This is a genomic window from Acetobacter fabarum (genome assembly GCF_040702925.2).
In the GTDB taxonomy this organism is placed as follows: domain Bacteria; phylum Pseudomonadota; class Alphaproteobacteria; order Acetobacterales; family Acetobacteraceae; genus Acetobacter; species Acetobacter fabarum_B.
The window spans coordinates 107,128-122,166 of record NZ_JBFCXX020000008.1; the positions used below are offsets into that span (position 1 = coordinate 107,128).

13 protein-coding genes and 1 other RNA gene are annotated in these 15,039 nt (G+C 61.4%); 4 read left to right on the forward strand and 10 right to left on the reverse strand.

Annotation, left to right across the window (positions count from 1 at the left end; translation table 11 throughout):
• The first annotated feature begins 16 nt into the window (after nt 1–16).
• Nucleotides 17–1,273 carry a D-amino acid dehydrogenase gene (locus AB2L51_RS08190; protein ID WP_395581959.1) on the forward strand — a complete coding sequence of 419 codons (1,257 nt, stop codon included), beginning with the start codon at nt 17–19 and terminating at the stop codon, nt 1,271–1,273.
• Nucleotides 1,274–1,383: 110 nt separating this feature from the next.
• Here the strand turns inward: AB2L51_RS08190 and AB2L51_RS08195 are convergent, their stop codons facing one another.
• The 5 genes from AB2L51_RS08195 to AB2L51_RS08215 all read right to left on the reverse strand — a co-directional run bounded on the left by AB2L51_RS08195 (nt 1,384) and on the right by AB2L51_RS08215 (nt 7,090).
• Entirely contained in the window at nt 1,384–2,550 is a 1,167-nt protein-coding gene (locus AB2L51_RS08195; protein ID WP_395581958.1) for an AGE family epimerase/isomerase, read from the reverse strand.
• The gene (gene rfaE1 / locus AB2L51_RS08200; RefSeq protein WP_395581957.1) at nt 2,543–3,997 is read right to left on the reverse strand and encodes a D-glycero-beta-D-manno-heptose-7-phosphate kinase; all 1,455 of its coding nucleotides are present in this window, start codon (nt 3,995–3,997) and stop codon (nt 2,543–2,545) included. Before rfaE1 ends, AB2L51_RS08195 begins: the two co-directional genes overlap by 8 nt.
• A 42-nt stretch (nt 3,998–4,039) precedes the next feature.
• Complete coding sequence (gene rfaD, locus AB2L51_RS08205) at nt 4,040–5,053, reverse strand: ADP-glyceromanno-heptose 6-epimerase (protein WP_395581956.1); 1,014 nt, start codon at nt 5,051–5,053, stop codon at nt 4,040–4,042.
• A gap of 210 nt (nt 5,054–5,263) precedes the next feature.
• Nucleotides 5,264–6,430, reverse strand: coding sequence for a nucleotide sugar dehydrogenase (locus tag AB2L51_RS08210; RefSeq protein ID WP_395581955.1), 1,167 nt, complete (start codon nt 6,428–6,430; stop codon nt 5,264–5,266).
• Nucleotides 6,431–6,589: 159 nt separating this feature from the next.
• A complete protein-coding gene (locus AB2L51_RS08215; protein WP_395581954.1) occupies nt 6,590–7,090 on the reverse strand; it encodes a hypothetical protein in 501 nt (166 codons plus the stop codon).
• A gap of 368 nt (nt 7,091–7,458) precedes the next feature.
• Here AB2L51_RS08215 and AB2L51_RS08220 point away from each other — a divergent pair, with 368 nt between their 5' ends.
• Complete coding sequence (locus tag AB2L51_RS08220; RefSeq protein ID WP_400921482.1) at nt 7,459–9,042, forward strand: glucoamylase family protein; 1,584 nt, start codon at nt 7,459–7,461, stop codon at nt 9,040–9,042.
• Nucleotides 9,043–9,132: 90 nt separating this feature from the next.
• Here AB2L51_RS08220 and AB2L51_RS08225 read toward each other — a convergent pair whose 3' ends face one another.
• The 4 genes from AB2L51_RS08225 to ssrA form a co-directional block, all read right to left on the reverse strand.
• The gene (locus AB2L51_RS08225; RefSeq protein ID WP_166113705.1) at nt 9,133–9,525 is read right to left on the reverse strand and encodes a VOC family protein; all 393 of its coding nucleotides are present in this window, start codon (nt 9,523–9,525) and stop codon (nt 9,133–9,135) included.
• A gap of 68 nt (nt 9,526–9,593) precedes the next feature.
• Nucleotides 9,594–11,249: a fumarate hydratase gene (locus AB2L51_RS08230; protein WP_395581993.1), complete on the reverse strand. Its 1,656-nt coding sequence runs from the start codon at nt 11,247–11,249 to the stop codon at nt 9,594–9,596.
• 49 nt (nt 11,250–11,298) lie between these two features.
• Nucleotides 11,299–11,832 (reverse strand): SspB family protein, encoded by a 534-nt coding sequence (locus AB2L51_RS08235; RefSeq protein WP_166113702.1) that lies wholly within the window; start codon nt 11,830–11,832, stop codon nt 11,299–11,301.
• A 204-nt stretch (nt 11,833–12,036) separates the two neighbouring features.
• Nucleotides 12,037–12,363, reverse strand: a transfer-messenger RNA (tmRNA) gene (gene ssrA, locus AB2L51_RS08240).
• 115 nt (nt 12,364–12,478) lie between these two features.
• On the opposite strand from ssrA, the gene thyX reads away from it, so the two are divergent.
• Together thyX and AB2L51_RS08250 are read left to right on the forward strand one after the other, a co-directional pair.
• Nucleotides 12,479–13,396: an FAD-dependent thymidylate synthase gene (gene thyX, locus AB2L51_RS08245; RefSeq protein ID WP_395581953.1), complete on the forward strand. Its 918-nt coding sequence runs from the start codon at nt 12,479–12,481 to the stop codon at nt 13,394–13,396.
• 341 nt (nt 13,397–13,737) lie between these two features.
• Nucleotides 13,738–13,962 carry a hypothetical protein gene (locus AB2L51_RS08250; protein ID WP_395581992.1) on the forward strand — a complete coding sequence of 75 codons (225 nt, stop codon included), beginning with the start codon at nt 13,738–13,740 and terminating at the stop codon, nt 13,960–13,962.
• 244 nt (nt 13,963–14,206) lie between these two features.
• Here the strand turns inward: AB2L51_RS08250 and AB2L51_RS08255 are convergent.
• Nucleotides 14,207–15,039: Mrp/NBP35 family ATP-binding protein (locus AB2L51_RS08255; protein ID WP_400921488.1), on the reverse strand; the 833-nt coding region annotated here is incomplete at its 5' end.

Below are 15,039 nucleotides of genomic sequence, written 5' to 3' on the forward strand. Positions count from 1 at the left end.
GGGAAAGAGTGAGATCATGAAGGTTCTTGTTCTGGGTAGTGGTGTTGTGGGTGTCACAACCGCCTGGTATCTGGCGCAGGCAGGGCATGAGGTCACGGTTGTGGACCGCCAGCCCGGTGCCGGGCTGGAAACCAGCTTTGCCAATGCGGGGCAGGTGTCTCCCGGTTATTCCTCCCCCTGGGCGGGGCCGGGTATTCCGCTCAAGGCGGCCAAATGGCTGTTCATGAAGTACAGCCCCTTTGTGTTCTGGCCCATGCCCGACCCGCATCTGTGGAAGTGGCTGGTGCAGATGCTCGAAAACTGCAACACCCCCGCCTATGACCGCAACAAGGGCCGTATGCTGCGTCTGGCCGAATACAGCCGCGATGTCATGTGCGATCTGCGGCGCGAAACCGGCATTACCTATGATGACCGCCAGCAGGGTACCTTGCAGGTCTTTCGTACCCAAAAGCAGATGGACGGCATTGCGCAGGATATTGCTGTGCTCCGGCAGTACAACGTACCGTTTGAGGAACTGAATACCGCCCAGTGCGTACAGGCCGAGCCGGGTCTTGCGCCTTCGGCTGGCAAAATCGTGGGTGGCCTGCGCCTGCCGGGGGACGAGACGGGCGATGCCTTCAAGTTCTCCCAGCGTCTGGCGGAAATGGCGGCAGCCGCGGGTGTGACCTTCCTGTATAACACCGATATTCGCGCAATCCGGAGCGAGAGCGGGCGGGTCAGCGGGGTGGAAACATCACGCGGGGTACTGAACGCTGAGAGCTATGTGCTGGCACTTGGCAGCTTTTCCCCCGCTCTTGTGCGACCTCTGGGGCTGGACCTGCCGATTTACCCGGTCAAGGGCTACTCCCTGACGGCGGATATTACCGATGCGGCGCGCGCCCCGGTTTCCACCATTATGGATGAAACCTTCAAAATCGGCATTACCCGTCTGGGAGACCGTGTGCGCATTGGCGGCACGGCGGAACTGGCTGGTTTTAGCACCCGCCTGCGTGCGCCACGGCGGGCCACGCTGGAACATTCGGTAACAGACCTGTTCCCCAACTGCTGTAACGTGCCCGCGGCCCAGTTCTGGACCGGCCTGCGCCCCATGACACCGGATGGCACCCCCATTATCGGCCGCACGGGGCTGGACAACCTGTACACCAATACGGGCCACGGCACGCTGGGCTGGACCATGGCCTGCGGGTCCGCCCGCGTGCTGGCGGATATTATGTCCAACCGCAAGCCAGATATTGCCTATGAGGACCTGAACCTGTTCCGCTACCGGCCCTGAGCCTGAGCCTGAGCCTGAGCCTGAGCCTATAGCGGCCCTTGCGGCGCAGGCTTAAGGGCCGGGTGTTTTCGTCCCCTTCCCATGTCCCGGTCGGGGTGTTGCTCGGGTGTTCAGGTGTGTGCGGGTGGAGACAGGTGAGCTTTTGCCGCACCATAAATATGGTAGAGCGAGCTTGCTGGCATGTGGTCCACCGCTGGTGTGCCGTCCGGCCCCATGCGGTCGATCCAGCCGCCGTGCAGGTGTGCGGGAGCAAAATCTGTAAAAAACAAGCGGGTCAGGTCAGTCTGCAGCCGGTTGTCTTCCGCAGTGCCGGCTCTTTCTGCCTGCCTGCATGCCAGCAGGCGGAGCAGCTCGGTCTGGGGCCAGATGCGGGTGCCGGTCTGGGTGAGCGTGCCGTCATCCATCATGCCGTCCCGCACAAGCTGGTGGGTTACACCGTGCCGCCTGCCGGACTGGTAAAGATGTTCGGCCACATGGCGGAGTGCTGGTACGGCCTTATCGGTGGGGTTGAGGCGCGTATAGGCGCCAAGCAGCCATGCCCACTCAAACAGGTGCCCCGGTTCCACCGGGTTCTGGCCGTATGCGTGGCAGGGTGTCCAGTCGGGGCCAAAAAATTCCAGCAGCAGGCCCGAACGCGGGCTGATAAAGCGCTCGCGCGCCAAAGCGACCAGAGACTGCGCGCGGTCGAGGTAAAACTGGTCCGCCGTGGCCTCAAAAAGCGCGAGATACGCTTCCAGCAGGTGCATGTGCGGATTCTGGCGGCGGGTGGCATCTGCTGCGGGCACGGCATCGGCAAAACCGCCGTGGGGGGCATGGAAAATGCTTTCCACCTCCAGCACGGTTTTGTGCGCAATCGCAAGCAGTGCGGGCTCTCCGCTCAGGCGGTAGGCCCATGCGTAGGCAAACAGGATGAAGGCGTGGGCATACAGGTCGCGCACGGTGCTGGAAGGGCGGCCATCTGGCCCGATGGCAAACACCCAGCCCGGCTGGCCATCGGCCTGCCAGTAGCGGGCCTGCACTGTGGCCAGAGCGTGCAGGGCATTGTCTGCCGCGTTAAAAACACCATCCAGCCGGGCCTGACAGAAGGTGGCAATCTGGCGGGCCTGTACCATAAGGCGCAGATGGAGCAGGGGCAGTGGTGTGGCATCAAACGCCAGCCGCTCGTGGTACAGGTGGCGGGTGGGGTCGTAGCCTGCGCTGCTCCATAAGGGGAGCGCCTTATGGGCCAGCCACGCGGCCCATGGCGGTGTGCCGGGCTGCGCCGTATGGTCAGACATTGGAAGACCTGGTGTGCGGCGCGTTCATTTTCCTGACCAGATTGCTGGTTGAACAGCCCGCGACCAGCGAGACCAGTTCCACCCGCCCCCCGGCCGCCTTGACCACATCGGCCCCGACCACGGTATCCTCTGTGTAATCCGCCCCTTTAACCAGCACATCGGGCTGGAGGGCGGTAATCAGCTCCAGTGGGGTATCTTCTTCAAAAATGACCACCATATCCACATCGCGCAGGGCGCGGATCACTGTGGCGCGCGCCATTTCGTCCTGCACGGGGCGGGTTGGGCCCTTGAGCCTGCGGACGGAGGCATCGCTGTTAATGGCCACCACCAGCTTGTCCCCCAGTTGTGCTGCAGCATGAAGGAGGGAGACATGTCCCGGATGCAGCAGGTCAAAACAGCCATTGGTGAACACAACGCTGGCCCCGTGCTGGTGCCACCGGCGCATGACCGCACAGGCCTGTGGCCATGTGGCGATCAGCCCCGTATCGGGGTTGTCTTCCTTGAGCTCCTCGGCCAGTTCGGCGCGGGTAACGGCGGCAGTACCCAGCTTGCTGACGGCAATGGAGGCCGCCACGGTGGCAATGACAATGGCGGTATCCAGATCCTGCCCGGCGGAGAGCACGCTGCCAATGGTGGCGACCACCGCATCCCCAGCACCCGAGACATCATACACCTCGGATTTGCGGGCGACCTGATGGCGGATATGCCCGTTGCGCTGCCACAGGGTCATGCCCTCTTCGGAACGGGTGATCAGCACATCACCGCCGAACTGGGCGGAGGCTGCCTGAGCCGCGTGCTCCACCTCTGCGTTCGTGTGCAGGGGCAGGCCGGTGGCCACGGCCATTTCCGCCCGGTTGGGGGTTATCAGGCTGGCGCCACGGTATGCGGCAAAGGTCTTGCGCTTGGGGTCCACAATAACGGGAATGTTTCTGGTCCGTGCATGCCCGATAACCGCCTGTAGCACCGGCTCGGACAGAACACCCTTGGCGTAATCCGAGCAGATCAGCACGTCTGCCGCATCCAGTGCGGCAATGCAGTGCGCGATCAGGCTGTTCCGGGTGGCGGGGGAAAAGTCGATAATGGTTTCATCATCAATACGCACGATCTGCTGGTGCCCGCTGACAACCCGCATTTTGGAAATGGTTGCCCAGCCCGGTTCAGCCACAAGGCCGTGCACATCTATGCCGGGCCATGCGGCAAGGGCGCTGCGCAGGGTCTGGGCGTTTTCATCCTGCCCGACAACGCCAATCAGGCTGACCGTGCAGCCCAGTGCCGCGGCATTGACGGCCACATTGGCCGCCCCGCCGGGTACGGCACTCTGGCAGGCCTTGCGCAGCACCGGCACGGGGGCCTCGGGCGAGATCCGCTCCACCGTGCCAAAAACATACTGGTCCAGCAGCAGGTCGCCGATAACAACAAGCCGTCCGAATTCAAAATTTTCAATCATGGATGCTCATGCTCGCGGGGGCGGGGGCGGGGGGGCTGGCGGTCATGGTGTGTGGTCTGGCTGGGTGCGTAGCAGGTGGTGCACATAGTCGGCCACGCCGTTTGCCACATTGTCCAGTGCTACGGTGCACCCGGTGGCGCGCAGGGCGCGCATGTCCGCCTGTGTATGGCACTGGTAGCGGCCACGCAGCGTATCGGGGAAGGGGACGTATTCCAGTATGCCGGTGCGCACCATTTCGGCCCGGTCCAGCGGAGGCAGGCGGCGTGCGGCGCGCACGGTGTTTACAACTGTTGTGGCGACATCATTAAACGGCTGGGCCCTGCCTGTGCCCAGATTGAACACGCCGCTATGTCCGGGGTTGTCAAAGAACCAGAGCTTGGTGGCTACCAGATCCTTGACCGCAATAAAATCGCGCATCTGCTCGCCCGGCTGGTACGGCCCGTATTCCCCAAACAGGCGGACGCGCCCTTCGGCCATGAACTGGTTGAAATTGTGGAACGCCACGGAGGCCATGCCGCCCTTGTGCTGCTCGCGCGGCCCATACACGTTAAAGTAACGGAAACCCGCAACCTGCGTGGTCAACCCGGGCAGGGCGCGCCTGACCACCTGATCAAACAGCAGTTTGGAATAGCCATAGACGTTGAGCGGCTTTTCGTTGGCGGGGGCTTCGGTAAAGGTGGTGGACGCGCCATAGGTGGCAGCGCTGGAGGCGTAGAGCAGGCGGGTGCCCGTGGTCTGGCAGTAGGCCAGCAGTTTTTTGCTGGGTTCGTAATTGCTGGCCATCACGTAGCGGCCATTGCGCTCGGTGGTGGAGGAGCAGGCCCCTTCATGAAAAATCGTGTCTATTGGCCCGTAATGGCCTGCATTCAGGGCATCGTAGAACGTGTCCTTGTCCACGTAGTCGCTGATCGCAAGGTCGGCCAGATTAAGCGCCTTGTCGCCGTTGGTCAGGTTGTCCACGGCAATAATGTTGGTCAGCCCGCGCTGGTTAAGGGCATGGATGATGTTGCTGCCAATAAACCCGGCACCCCCGGTTACAATAAGACGTCTGGCCATATCAGCACGGCACCATGTGCTCGGGGGGAAGAACGGTTACGGTCATAGGCGCCAGCTCTGTGTTCTGTGTCTTTGCACGGTGGTTCAAAACAGCGGACGCGCCCTTGGGGCTTCCAGCCTGAGCCGATACTAATTGCACAGGCATGAACAGGCAAATACAACCCCGCCTCCCACCGGGGGCGGGTGTGTTGGGGCCTGTTCGGGTGGCGGTCAGTCGCTGCCGAACAGGTCGCGGGTGAACACGCGGTCCTTTACATCAGCCAGTTCGGGGTGGTGGCGGTTGCTGACAATAATGGAAGACACAGCCTTGAACTCATCCAGATTGCGCAGCACGCGCGAGCCAAAGAACTGCTCTTCCGCCATGGCGGGTTCATAGACCACAATCTCGATCCCTTTGGCCTTGAGCCGCTTCATGATCCCCTGAATGGAACTTTGCCGGAAGTTATCGGATGCCGTTTTCATGGCCAGCCGGTAAATGCCGACCACCTTGGGCTGCATGGCCAGAATCTGGTCGGCCAGAAAATCCTTGCGGGTGCGGTTGGCGTCCACAATGGCGCGGATCAGGTTCTGGGGGACCTGCATGTAGTTGGCCAGAAGCTGTTTGGTGTCTTTGGGCAGGCAGTAGCCGCCATAGCCGAAGGAGGGGTTGTTGTAATGCTGGCCTATGCGCGGGTCGAGGCAGACACCCTCTATAATCTGGCGGGTATCCAGCCCACGGGCCAGTGCGTAGCTGTCCAGCTCGTTAAAAAAGGCCACGCGCATGGCAAGGTAGGTGTTGGCAAACAGCTTTATGGCCTCGGCCTCCGTGGCTTCGGTAAAAAGCAGGGGCACGTCTTTTTTGATCGCCCCTTCAAGCATAAGGGCGGCAAAGCGTTCGGCGCGGGCGCTGCGCTCACCCACAATAATGCGCGACGGGTGGAGGTTGTCATACAGCGCGCGGCCTTCGCGCAGGAACTCGGGGGAAAAGATGACCTGCTCGGTGTTCAGCTCCGCGCGGACCTGGTCCACAAACCCGACCGGAATGGTGGATTTGATCACAATGGTCGCCTCGGGGTTGAGCGCGCTCACACGGGCAATCACATCCGTTACGGAGGATGTGTCAAAGTAGTTTTCCTGCGCATCATAATTGGTCGGGGTGGCTATGATGACAAAGCTGGCATCATGGCAGGCAGCGGTCAGGTCTGTTGTGGCACTCAGGTGGAGTGGCCTGTTGTGCAGGTAGTCCTCGATCTCGGTATCAATAATGGGGGAGACCCGGTTATTCACCTTGTGGACCCGCCCGGCATCCACATCCACGGCCATTACGTCATGGTGCTGGGCCAGCAGAATGGCGTTGGACAGGCCAACATACCCAAGACCGACAACTGCAATTTTCATGGTGTTCTTTCCCCCACACCCTGCGTGATCGGGGCGTATTGTCCCGGTGCGTCAGGGCGTTGCAATACATGAGCGGCCAAAATCCGTCACGCTGTTTTGCAGGATGTGGCGTAGCGGCATGCGCCGGTGGGGAGCATGGACGTAGGGGCAGGGGCCGCCCTAGTGAGCCTGCACGCGCAGGCGGAATGTTGCCGGGCGTGGGGGGATGACGGTTTTTTTGGAAATAACCAGATACTCGTGCGGGTACCGGCCCAGTCTGATGGCGCGCATATGGGCCTTAAGAGCCAGCAGGGCTTCAAACGAGTGGGGGTGATAGTCGGCTATTGTGTCTTCACGCCCCACAATCAGGGTGGAATCCGCAAAGGTGATCAGCAGGCAGTGCCGGGTGTTTTGCAGGAAAAGGTGGTTTTTCCCCTGGGCAAAATATCCGCTCAGGTGTTCGCGGGTTTTGGCAAACAGGTAATAGGCGGGTTTGTAAAAGGTTCTTCCCTCTTTTTCTTCCGTGGTCATGATCAGGAATGAGTAGCTTTGCGCGGGCGGGGGAACAAGCACATGGCTGGTGGCAAGGCCACGCAGGCCATATTCCAGCCGGGACACCAGAACATCCAGAAGTTCATAAACAAATCGGAATATATTATAGTGGTATGTCATGTCTGTCATGGCGGCATCGGATGCGGAGCGGGAATGATGAAGCGGGAATGATTACGTATCTCCTTATATCTTTATATCCTTAACAGGTAGTGCTGCGCACGCTGTTGTTCCGCATGTTTGTGGGGCGGTCAGGGCTGGGCAGGCATGCTGTATGGGCGGTGGCCGGGCATGCCTCCTTTGGGGCACACAGAAAACGCGAATATTTTCTGAAATTCGGCAGATTTCGGGGTGCTGCCTCCCGCCCCGCTCTGGCGGGGGTTGGGGCATGGCCCCTATATTCAACGCCCGTCCGGGTGCAGCGCGGCGCACCGGCCCGGATAGAAAACAGCCCGCTGCGGCAGCGGCGCTGGTGTGAACAGATGAGGAATGCAAGGCTTATGGTACTGAGGCGCTTTTTTGCACATGGCAAGACAAAAACCAGCCTGCCCGCACAGGGGCAACGCCAGAGGAACGGTCGGGTTTGTCTGTCCTTGCTCATGCTCTGTAGCGCTTGGACCGGCCTTGCAGCAGGTCGTGGCGCGCAGGCGGCGGCGACATCCTCCATCGTGGCGCGGCCAGCCCCCAGCCCCTTCCACCCTGACCAGACGGACAGGGCTTTTCTGGCGGATCTGGAGCACCGGACCTTCCTGTGGTTCTGGGATTCGGCAGACCCGGCAACCGGGCTGGTGCCCGACCGCTACCCATCGGACCAGACCCAGTCCAGTGTTGCGTCCATTGGTTTTGCGCTGACCGCCTACGGCATTGGTGCGGACCGGGGTTACATCAACCGCCAGCAGGCCGTGGACCGGACCCTGACAACCCTGCGCTACCTGTGGAAGCTCCCCCAGAACGACAGCCCGGACAAAGCCGCGGGCTTCCATGGCTTTTTCTACCATTTTCTCAAGCGCGAGAACGGACTGCGCCTTAACCCGGACATTGAACTGTCGAGCATAGATACGGCCCTGCTCATGCAGGGTGTGCTGTTTACGACCAGTTACTACACCCATGATTCCGACGCCGAGGCCGAAATCCGTGACCTTGCCGCCAAGCTGTTCAACCGTGTGGACTGGCGCTGGCTGCTGCGTCCGGATAACCGGCTGAGCATGGGCTGGTCGCCCGAGCATGGTTTTTTACCCAATTACTGGGAAGGGTATAACGAGGGCATGATGCTGTATGTGTTGGGCCTTGGCTCGACTACGCATCAGCTTGACCCGTCATCATGGCAGGCATGGATTTCCACCAACAAGAGCCGTTGGGGCGAATCCTATGGCCAGACCTTCCTCAACTTCGCGCCCCTGTTCGGCCACCAGTACACCCATGCCTGGATCGACTTCCGGGGTATCAAGGATGACTGGAGCCGTTCAGCCGGGATTGATTATTTTGAAAACAGCCGCCGCGCCGTGTACGCCCAGCAGGGTTATGCCATGCAAAACCCCGGTAAATGGCAGGATTACGGACCAAATATCTGGGGTCTGACAGCAAGTGACGGCCCGGCGGAGACCACAAAGGTGGAAAACGGCCAGCCGCGCAAGTTCATGGCCTATACCGCCCGTGGCGTGGGGCGGGACTATACGCTTGATGACGGTACACTGGCCCCGACAGCGGCTGGCGGGTCCGTGGCATTTGCGCCGGAGCTGGCCATTCCCGCCCTGCGCACCATGCGCGACAAATACGGGGACCGCATTTACAGCACCTACGGCTTTGTGGATGCCTTCAACCCCAGCTACCACGATGGCAAACAGGCCTACTGGGCGGATGATACCTATCTTGGCATCGATCAGGGGCCCATTCTGCTGATGGTGGAAAACTGGCGGGATGGCATGGTGTGGAACACCATGAAGGATAATCCCATCATCTGCCGTGGCCTGCTGCGCGCGGGCTTCAGGGGTGGCTGGCTAGCTACCCGCCACGGCATTGTGGACCATGATGACGCCGTGCGGCTCAGGCAGCAGCAGGCGCAGCAGCAGACCCATGCGGGGTGACTTTTAAAGAGTCTCCCTACCAGTAGGAGTAGGGTCGCCAGCGGAACCGGGAGAGAAAAGTGAGGCTTTTCTCTCCCGGCCTCTGTGCCGTCAGCCCTGATAGGATGCGATCTCGATCAGGTTTTCATCCGGATCGTGGCAGTAAACCGAGGTAATGGGGCCAATGGCGCCAAGGCGGGCAATGGGGCCATCCACAATGGTAATGCCGCAGTTCTTCAGGTGCTCCACTACATCGTCACTGGTAATGGCGGTAATAAAGCACAGGTCATTACCACCGGGCAGGGCGTGGGTTGCGGTGTCCCAGCCTGTGGCGTCGTGTGGGCGGAGGTTAAGCTTCTGCCCGCCAAAGCGCAGGGCGGTGCGGTTGTTGCGCCCGTATTCTTCCCGCTCCATGCCAAGCACACGCTGGTACCATGATGCGGAAATTTCGACGTCGCGCACGGTCAGGACAACATGATCCAGACGATCGACTGTAAAGCGCATGAAAACCACACAGCTCCTCTTCTGTCTGCCCCGCCATGGTGTGGCGGCGGGGCAGCCCCGGTGGGGGGTTACAGCTCAGCGTAGAAGTCGTTGCCTTTATCATCAATAACAATAAAGGCGGGAAAATCCTCGACCTCGATCTTCCATACCGCTTCCATGCCCAGTTCAGGGTATTCCAGCACCTCTACCTTGCGGATGCAGTCCTTGGCCAGCCGGGCGGCGGGGCCACCAACGGAGCCGAGGTAGAAGCCGCCGTATTGCTGGCATGCATCCCGCACGGCCTTGGAGCGGTTGCCCTTGGCCAGCATAACGTAGGAGCCGCCATTGGCCTGCAACTCGGCCACGTACGAATCCATGCGCCCAGCCGTTGTGGGGCCAAAGGAGCCTGTGGGCATGCCCGCAGGCGTTTTGGCCGGGCCTGCGTAGTAAACGGGGTGGTCTTTCAGGTACTGGGGCAGGCCCTCGCCGCGCTGGAGCCGCTCGCGGAACTTGGCGTGCGCAATATCACGCGCAACAACCACGGTGCCGGTCAGGGCCAGCCGGGTCTTGACCGGGTATTGCGAGAGGGTCTTGCGGATTTCATCCATCGGGCGGTTGAGGTCAATGCGCACGGCTTCGCCCTCAAGGTGTTCGTCCGTGGTTTCGGGCAGGAAGCGCGCGGGGTCGTGTTCAAGCTGTTCCAGAAAGAACCCTTCCGCCGTGACCCGCGCCTTGATCTGCCGGTCGGCGGAGCAGGACACACCAATCCCCACGGGGAGCGAGGCCCCATGCCGGGGCAGGCGCACCACGCGCACGTCGTGGCAGAAATACTTGCCGCCAAACTGCGCGCCAATGCCCAGCTTGCGGGTAAGCTCAAGCACCTTCTGCTCCATCTCCAGATCACGGAAGGCATGGCCCGTCATGTCGCCCTTGGTGGGCAGGGCGTCATACCAGTGGGTGGAGGCCAGTTTTACGGTCTTGAGCGTCTGCTCGGCGGACATGCCGCCAATAACAATGGCAAGGTGGTAGGGCGGGCAGGCGGAGGTGCCCAGCGTGCGTACCTTTGTATCCAGCCAGTCCAGCAACTGCTGCTCGGACCCCAGCAGGGCGCGTGTTTCCTGAAACAGAAAGGTCTTGTTGGCCGAGCCGCCGCCCTTGGCCACAAACATCAGGTCCATCTGCTCGTCATGCACGCCGGCGGGGCTGGCGAAGATGTCGCACTGTACGGGCAGGTTGGTACCGGTGTTCTTTTCCTCGAACATGGTCAGCGGGGCCATCTGCGAATAGCGCAGGCTGGTGCGGGTGTAGGTTTCGTACACACCGCGGGAAAAGGCGATTTCCTCGTTCCCTTCCACCCAGACGCGCTGGCCTTTTTTGCCAAATACGATGGCGGTCCCGGTGTCCTGGCACATGGGCAGGATACCGCCTGCGGCAATGCTGGCGTTCTTGAGCAGGTCAAGCGCTACAAAGCGGTCATTGTCCGAGGCTTCGGGGTCTTTGAGGATATTGGCCAGTTTCTGCAGGTGCGAGGGGCGCAGGAAATGCGCAACCTCATGGAAGGCGCGGGCTGTCAGCTCGGTCAGCGCCTCGGAGGTCACGTGCAGAACGGTTTTGCCACCGCAATGCGATGTGCTGACACCACCTGCAATATCCACCTTGCGGTATTCTGTTGTGTCCTCCCCCAGAGGGAACAGGGGGGAATAGGTAAATTCTGGCAGTGGGGGGCGGGGGGGCTGGCTGGTCATGGTCGTGTCTCTACTCTCTCCGTCGGCCTGACCCCCGCGCACCGGGGGTTCAGGCTGGTGATGGTCCCTTGCGGCGGAAGGCGTCAAGGCTGACAACCTGAGAGGAGGAGTCGCCCTGTGCTTCCGCGTGTTCTCCGGCATCGGCCGGCATATGGTCTGTGGGTGCGGGCTCCTCGTCTTCCATCACCTCAAAATGCAGGTTGAAGTGGATGGAGGGGTCCGCAAACCCGGTAATCGCCCGGACGGGAATGACCAGAATGGACCCAACACCCCCAAAGGACAGACCAACGGACACAATACCGGCATCGCGGTCCACGTTGAGGTCCCAGAACTGGTGTTGGAGCACAATGGTCATCTCGTGCGGGTACTGGGCACGGAGCCGATCAGGAATTTGCACGCCAGACAGGTCCGTGCGGAAAGTCAGATAGAAATGGTGCTCGCCTGCAAGCCCCTCGCGGCTCACATGTTCGAGCGCTTTGAGCATGACGTCCCTGTAAGCCTCTTCCAGCCACTGGTCGTAGGGCAGCAGGCTGGGGGGGAGGGAGCCGTCATTTCCCGGAGTATTGTTGTGGTCATCAGCCATGCTTGGTCTCCTTGCTCCAGCCGGTTGGAGGCGGCTGGCCATACATATCACTCTAGCGTCAGCCATGCGCGAAAGGTGCGGCCAGTGCAAGCGCCAAGGGTCGCCTGTGGACATGCCACAGGGTACGGGCCGGCCGGCCCGCTACAGCAGATACAGGCCATGCGCTCAGGGCATGACATAGCATCGTAGGGGAAAATGGCATGAAGTGGGAGGGCTTCTGTTGCCCGGTGCCCTCCCGAACCGCGCTTATTGCTTATGCAGCAACAGCGAGCACCTCAGTGTTATCATTGGCACTTGTAAAATTAGCCCGATAACGGTGGTACAATGCCGGGCAAAAAAGATGTCTTTACTGCGCGTGTCGAGCCTGTTTCGTCCCCATCTGTCCGGGTCTTGCGATCCGGATTTATGGTGGAGACGCCGGGTACCGCCCCCGGGTCCACTACGCCTATGCCACATCCCGTTTATTGCCATAGCCGCAAGAAATCTTCCGGCACCCCACACATAGGAACTTGGCATCCAAAATGCAAGCGCCTGCTGGTGTTTCTGACTTTCCCGTGTGGGGGAATGCCTGCTACAACCGCGCGCATACACGCGGGTCTACCGTGTGCGCTGTCTGTTTTTTTCTAGCATGGTGGAGATCCTGCGCATGTCACTGACCGAAGCACAACGTGCCGAAATTGCGGCCCACGGGCAGGAAACATTCTCCACCCGCCGCCCGACCGTGGCAGCGCTTGAAGCCATGCTGTACGCGCCGCAGGAAGTGCTCGACCACGGCTTTCTGCGTGTGATCGACTATATGGGGGATGATGCGGCCATTGTGCAGGCGGCCCGTGTTTCCTACGGCCGGGGCACGCGCAAGGTATCGGAAGATGCCGGGCTGATCCGCTACCTGATGCGGCACCGCCATTCCTCCCCGTTTGAAATGTGCGAGATCAAGTTCCACGTCAAACTGCCCATTTTTGTGGCGCGGCAGTGGATTCGCCACCGTATGGCGAGCGTGAACGAGTATTCGGCCCGCTACTCCATTCTGGATAGCGAGTTCTATCTGCCCGACCCCGCGCACATGGCTGCCCAGAGCGAGGTCAACCGTCAGGGCCGGGGCGAGATTCTGGCCCCCGAGGCCGCCGCAGAGGTGCTGGACATCCTGCGTGAGGACGCCATGCGCACCTACCGCGACTACGAGCGCATGCTGGACGGGGAAAACGGCTACGGCCTTGCGCGTGAACTGGGGCGCATCAACCTGACGCTGAACACCTACACACAGTGGTACTGGAAGATCGACCTGCATAACCTCATGCACTTCCTCGCCCTGCGCATCGACCCCCACGCACAGTACGAAATTCGCGTATATGCCGAAGCCATGCTGAAAATCCTGCATGCATGGGTGCCCACCACCGCCGCCGCGTTTGAGGAATACCGGCGCGGGGCGGTGACGTTCTCGGCCTCCATGATGGCGGTTATCCGCCGCATGCTGGCGGGCGAGGTTGTGGAGCAGGCTGGGTCGGGCCTGAGCCGCCGTGAGTGGGATGAAATGATGGCCACCCTGCAAGCCCCCACACCCTGAGCAGGAGCGGGGCGCACTGCTGCCCAACCTCTTTGCATGCGAGCGCCGGGAGGCCTGCCCCTCCGGCGCTCATTTTTTATCAAGACATCTGCGTTAAATCTGGGCGGACTTGATGCCTGTCCTGTCAAACGCCGCAGCGGCGGGCCATAAACAGGGCAGGCGTTCCGGTTTGTATTGCCGTGCGCCATGCCGCCTGCCATGCTCGCCCTATCCGCAGGCCCGGTTCCGGGGGACGGCAGGACCGTAGGATTTCTGGGGAATTATAAGGAGCCTTCATGTCTTGTCCCAACCGGCGTTCTGCCCGCCTTGCCCTGTCCGCCTTTGCCTGTGCGCTCACATTGATGGCAGCGGGCCTGCCAGCCCGGGCCGATACGGCGCGCGAACAGCAGACCAGAGCCTGCAAGGGCGATGCCCTGCGCCTGTGCGCTCTTGCCATTCCCAATGAACAGAAAATTACAGCCTGCATGGAACGTAAAAAAGACAAGCTCAGCCCCGCCTGCCGTGCCTATTTCAAGGACACGCCAGCACCACGGGCCAAGGCCAAAACGTCCCAACCCAAGCGCTAGGTCCAAGACCGGAGCCGGGCATTGGACCAGAGACATCCGGCCCCACACCCGGCCCCACATCTGGCCAGATGTGGGGCCGGGTGTGGGACGGCCCGTTAAGCGGCTGGCCGGGGGGCGTGGTGTGCGCCTGCCGTGCAGGACTTTGGCGTAAAGTGCGGCTTCGTGGCCTGTGCCGGGGGTTTTCCGGCCGTCTGCGGGCCTGATGCCTTGCGGGCGGCTGGCCCGCAAGGTGCAGGGTGTGGTGTCAGGCCTGCAGGGTCCGTATGGCCGTGGCCACGGTGTGGGCAATGGCGCGCCATGCTTTGCCACCTTCGCTCTGGGGTGCGCCAATAACCAGCGGTACACCACTATCCGCGCTGGAGCGGATATCGGCCAGCAGCGGCACTTCCCCCAGAAAAGGAACCCCCATGGCTTCGGCTTCGTGTCGTGCGCCGCCATGGCCGAACAGCTCTGTATTATGCCCGCAGTTGGGGCAGCAGAAGTAGGACATGTTCTCCACCAGCCCCAGTACCGGCACCTTGAGCTTTTCAAACATGGTCACGCCCCGGCGGGCGTCAATCAGGGCGATGTCCTGCGGGGTGGAGACAATAACAGCCCCGCTCAGAGGCACTTTCTGGGTGAGGGAGAGATGGGCATCCCCCGTGCCCGGCGGCAGGTCCACCACCATCACGTCCAGATCGCCCCAGTCCACATCGCTCAGCAACTGGTTGATCGCGCCCATAACCATGGGGCCACGCCAGATCATAGCGGCTTTTTCGTCCACCAGCATGCCAAGGGAGACAGCACGGATACCCCATGCCTGCACGGGTTGCAGGCGGCCTTCCACCACTTCGGGCTTGCCCGTTGTGCCCAGCATGCGGTGCAGGGAGGGGCCATGAATATCGGCATCCAGCAGGCCGGTTTTCAGCCCTTCCATGCCCAGCCCTACAGCAAGGTTGACCGCAGTGGTGGACTTGCCCACCCCGCCCTTGCCCGAGGCCACGGCAATAATGGTTTTAACACCGGGCAGCACGGGGGCGTCGGGCGCTGCGGGGCCGCCAAGCGGGCGGTGCCCACCGGCAGCAGGCTGGGCTGCGG

Bases quoted from the DNA above. Each gene is read 5' to 3' on its own strand.
- AB2L51_RS08190 (WP_395581959.1), top strand. From the start codon at position 17: ATGAAGGTTCTTGTTCTGGGTAGTGGTGTTGTGGGTGTCACAACCGCC.
- AB2L51_RS08195 (WP_395581958.1), bottom strand. From the start codon at position 2,550: ATGTCTGACCATACGGCGCAGCCCGGCACACCGCCATGGGCCGCGTGG.
- rfaE1 (WP_395581957.1), bottom strand. From the start codon at position 3,997: ATGATTGAAAATTTTGAATTCGGACGGCTTGTTGTTATCGGCGACCTG.
- rfaD (WP_395581956.1), bottom strand. From the start codon at position 5,053: ATGGCCAGACGTCTTATTGTAACCGGGGGTGCCGGGTTTATTGGCAGC.
- AB2L51_RS08210 (WP_395581955.1), bottom strand. From the start codon at position 6,430: ATGAAAATTGCAGTTGTCGGTCTTGGGTATGTTGGCCTGTCCAACGCC.
- AB2L51_RS08215 (WP_395581954.1), bottom strand. From the start codon at position 7,090: ATGACAGACATGACATACCACTATAATATATTCCGATTTGTTTATGAA.
- AB2L51_RS08220 (WP_400921482.1), top strand. From the start codon at position 7,459: ATGGTACTGAGGCGCTTTTTTGCACATGGCAAGACAAAAACCAGCCTG.
- AB2L51_RS08225 (WP_166113705.1), bottom strand. From the start codon at position 9,525: ATGCGCTTTACAGTCGATCGTCTGGATCATGTTGTCCTGACCGTGCGC.
- AB2L51_RS08230 (WP_395581993.1), bottom strand. From the start codon at position 11,249: ATGACCAGCCAGCCCCCCCGCCCCCCACTGCCAGAATTTACCTATTCC.
- AB2L51_RS08235 (WP_166113702.1), bottom strand. From the start codon at position 11,832: ATGGCTGATGACCACAACAATACTCCGGGAAATGACGGCTCCCTCCCC.
- thyX (WP_395581953.1), top strand. From the start codon at position 12,479: ATGTCACTGACCGAAGCACAACGTGCCGAAATTGCGGCCCACGGGCAG.
- AB2L51_RS08250 (WP_395581992.1), top strand. From the start codon at position 13,738: ATGGCAGCGGGCCTGCCAGCCCGGGCCGATACGGCGCGCGAACAGCAG.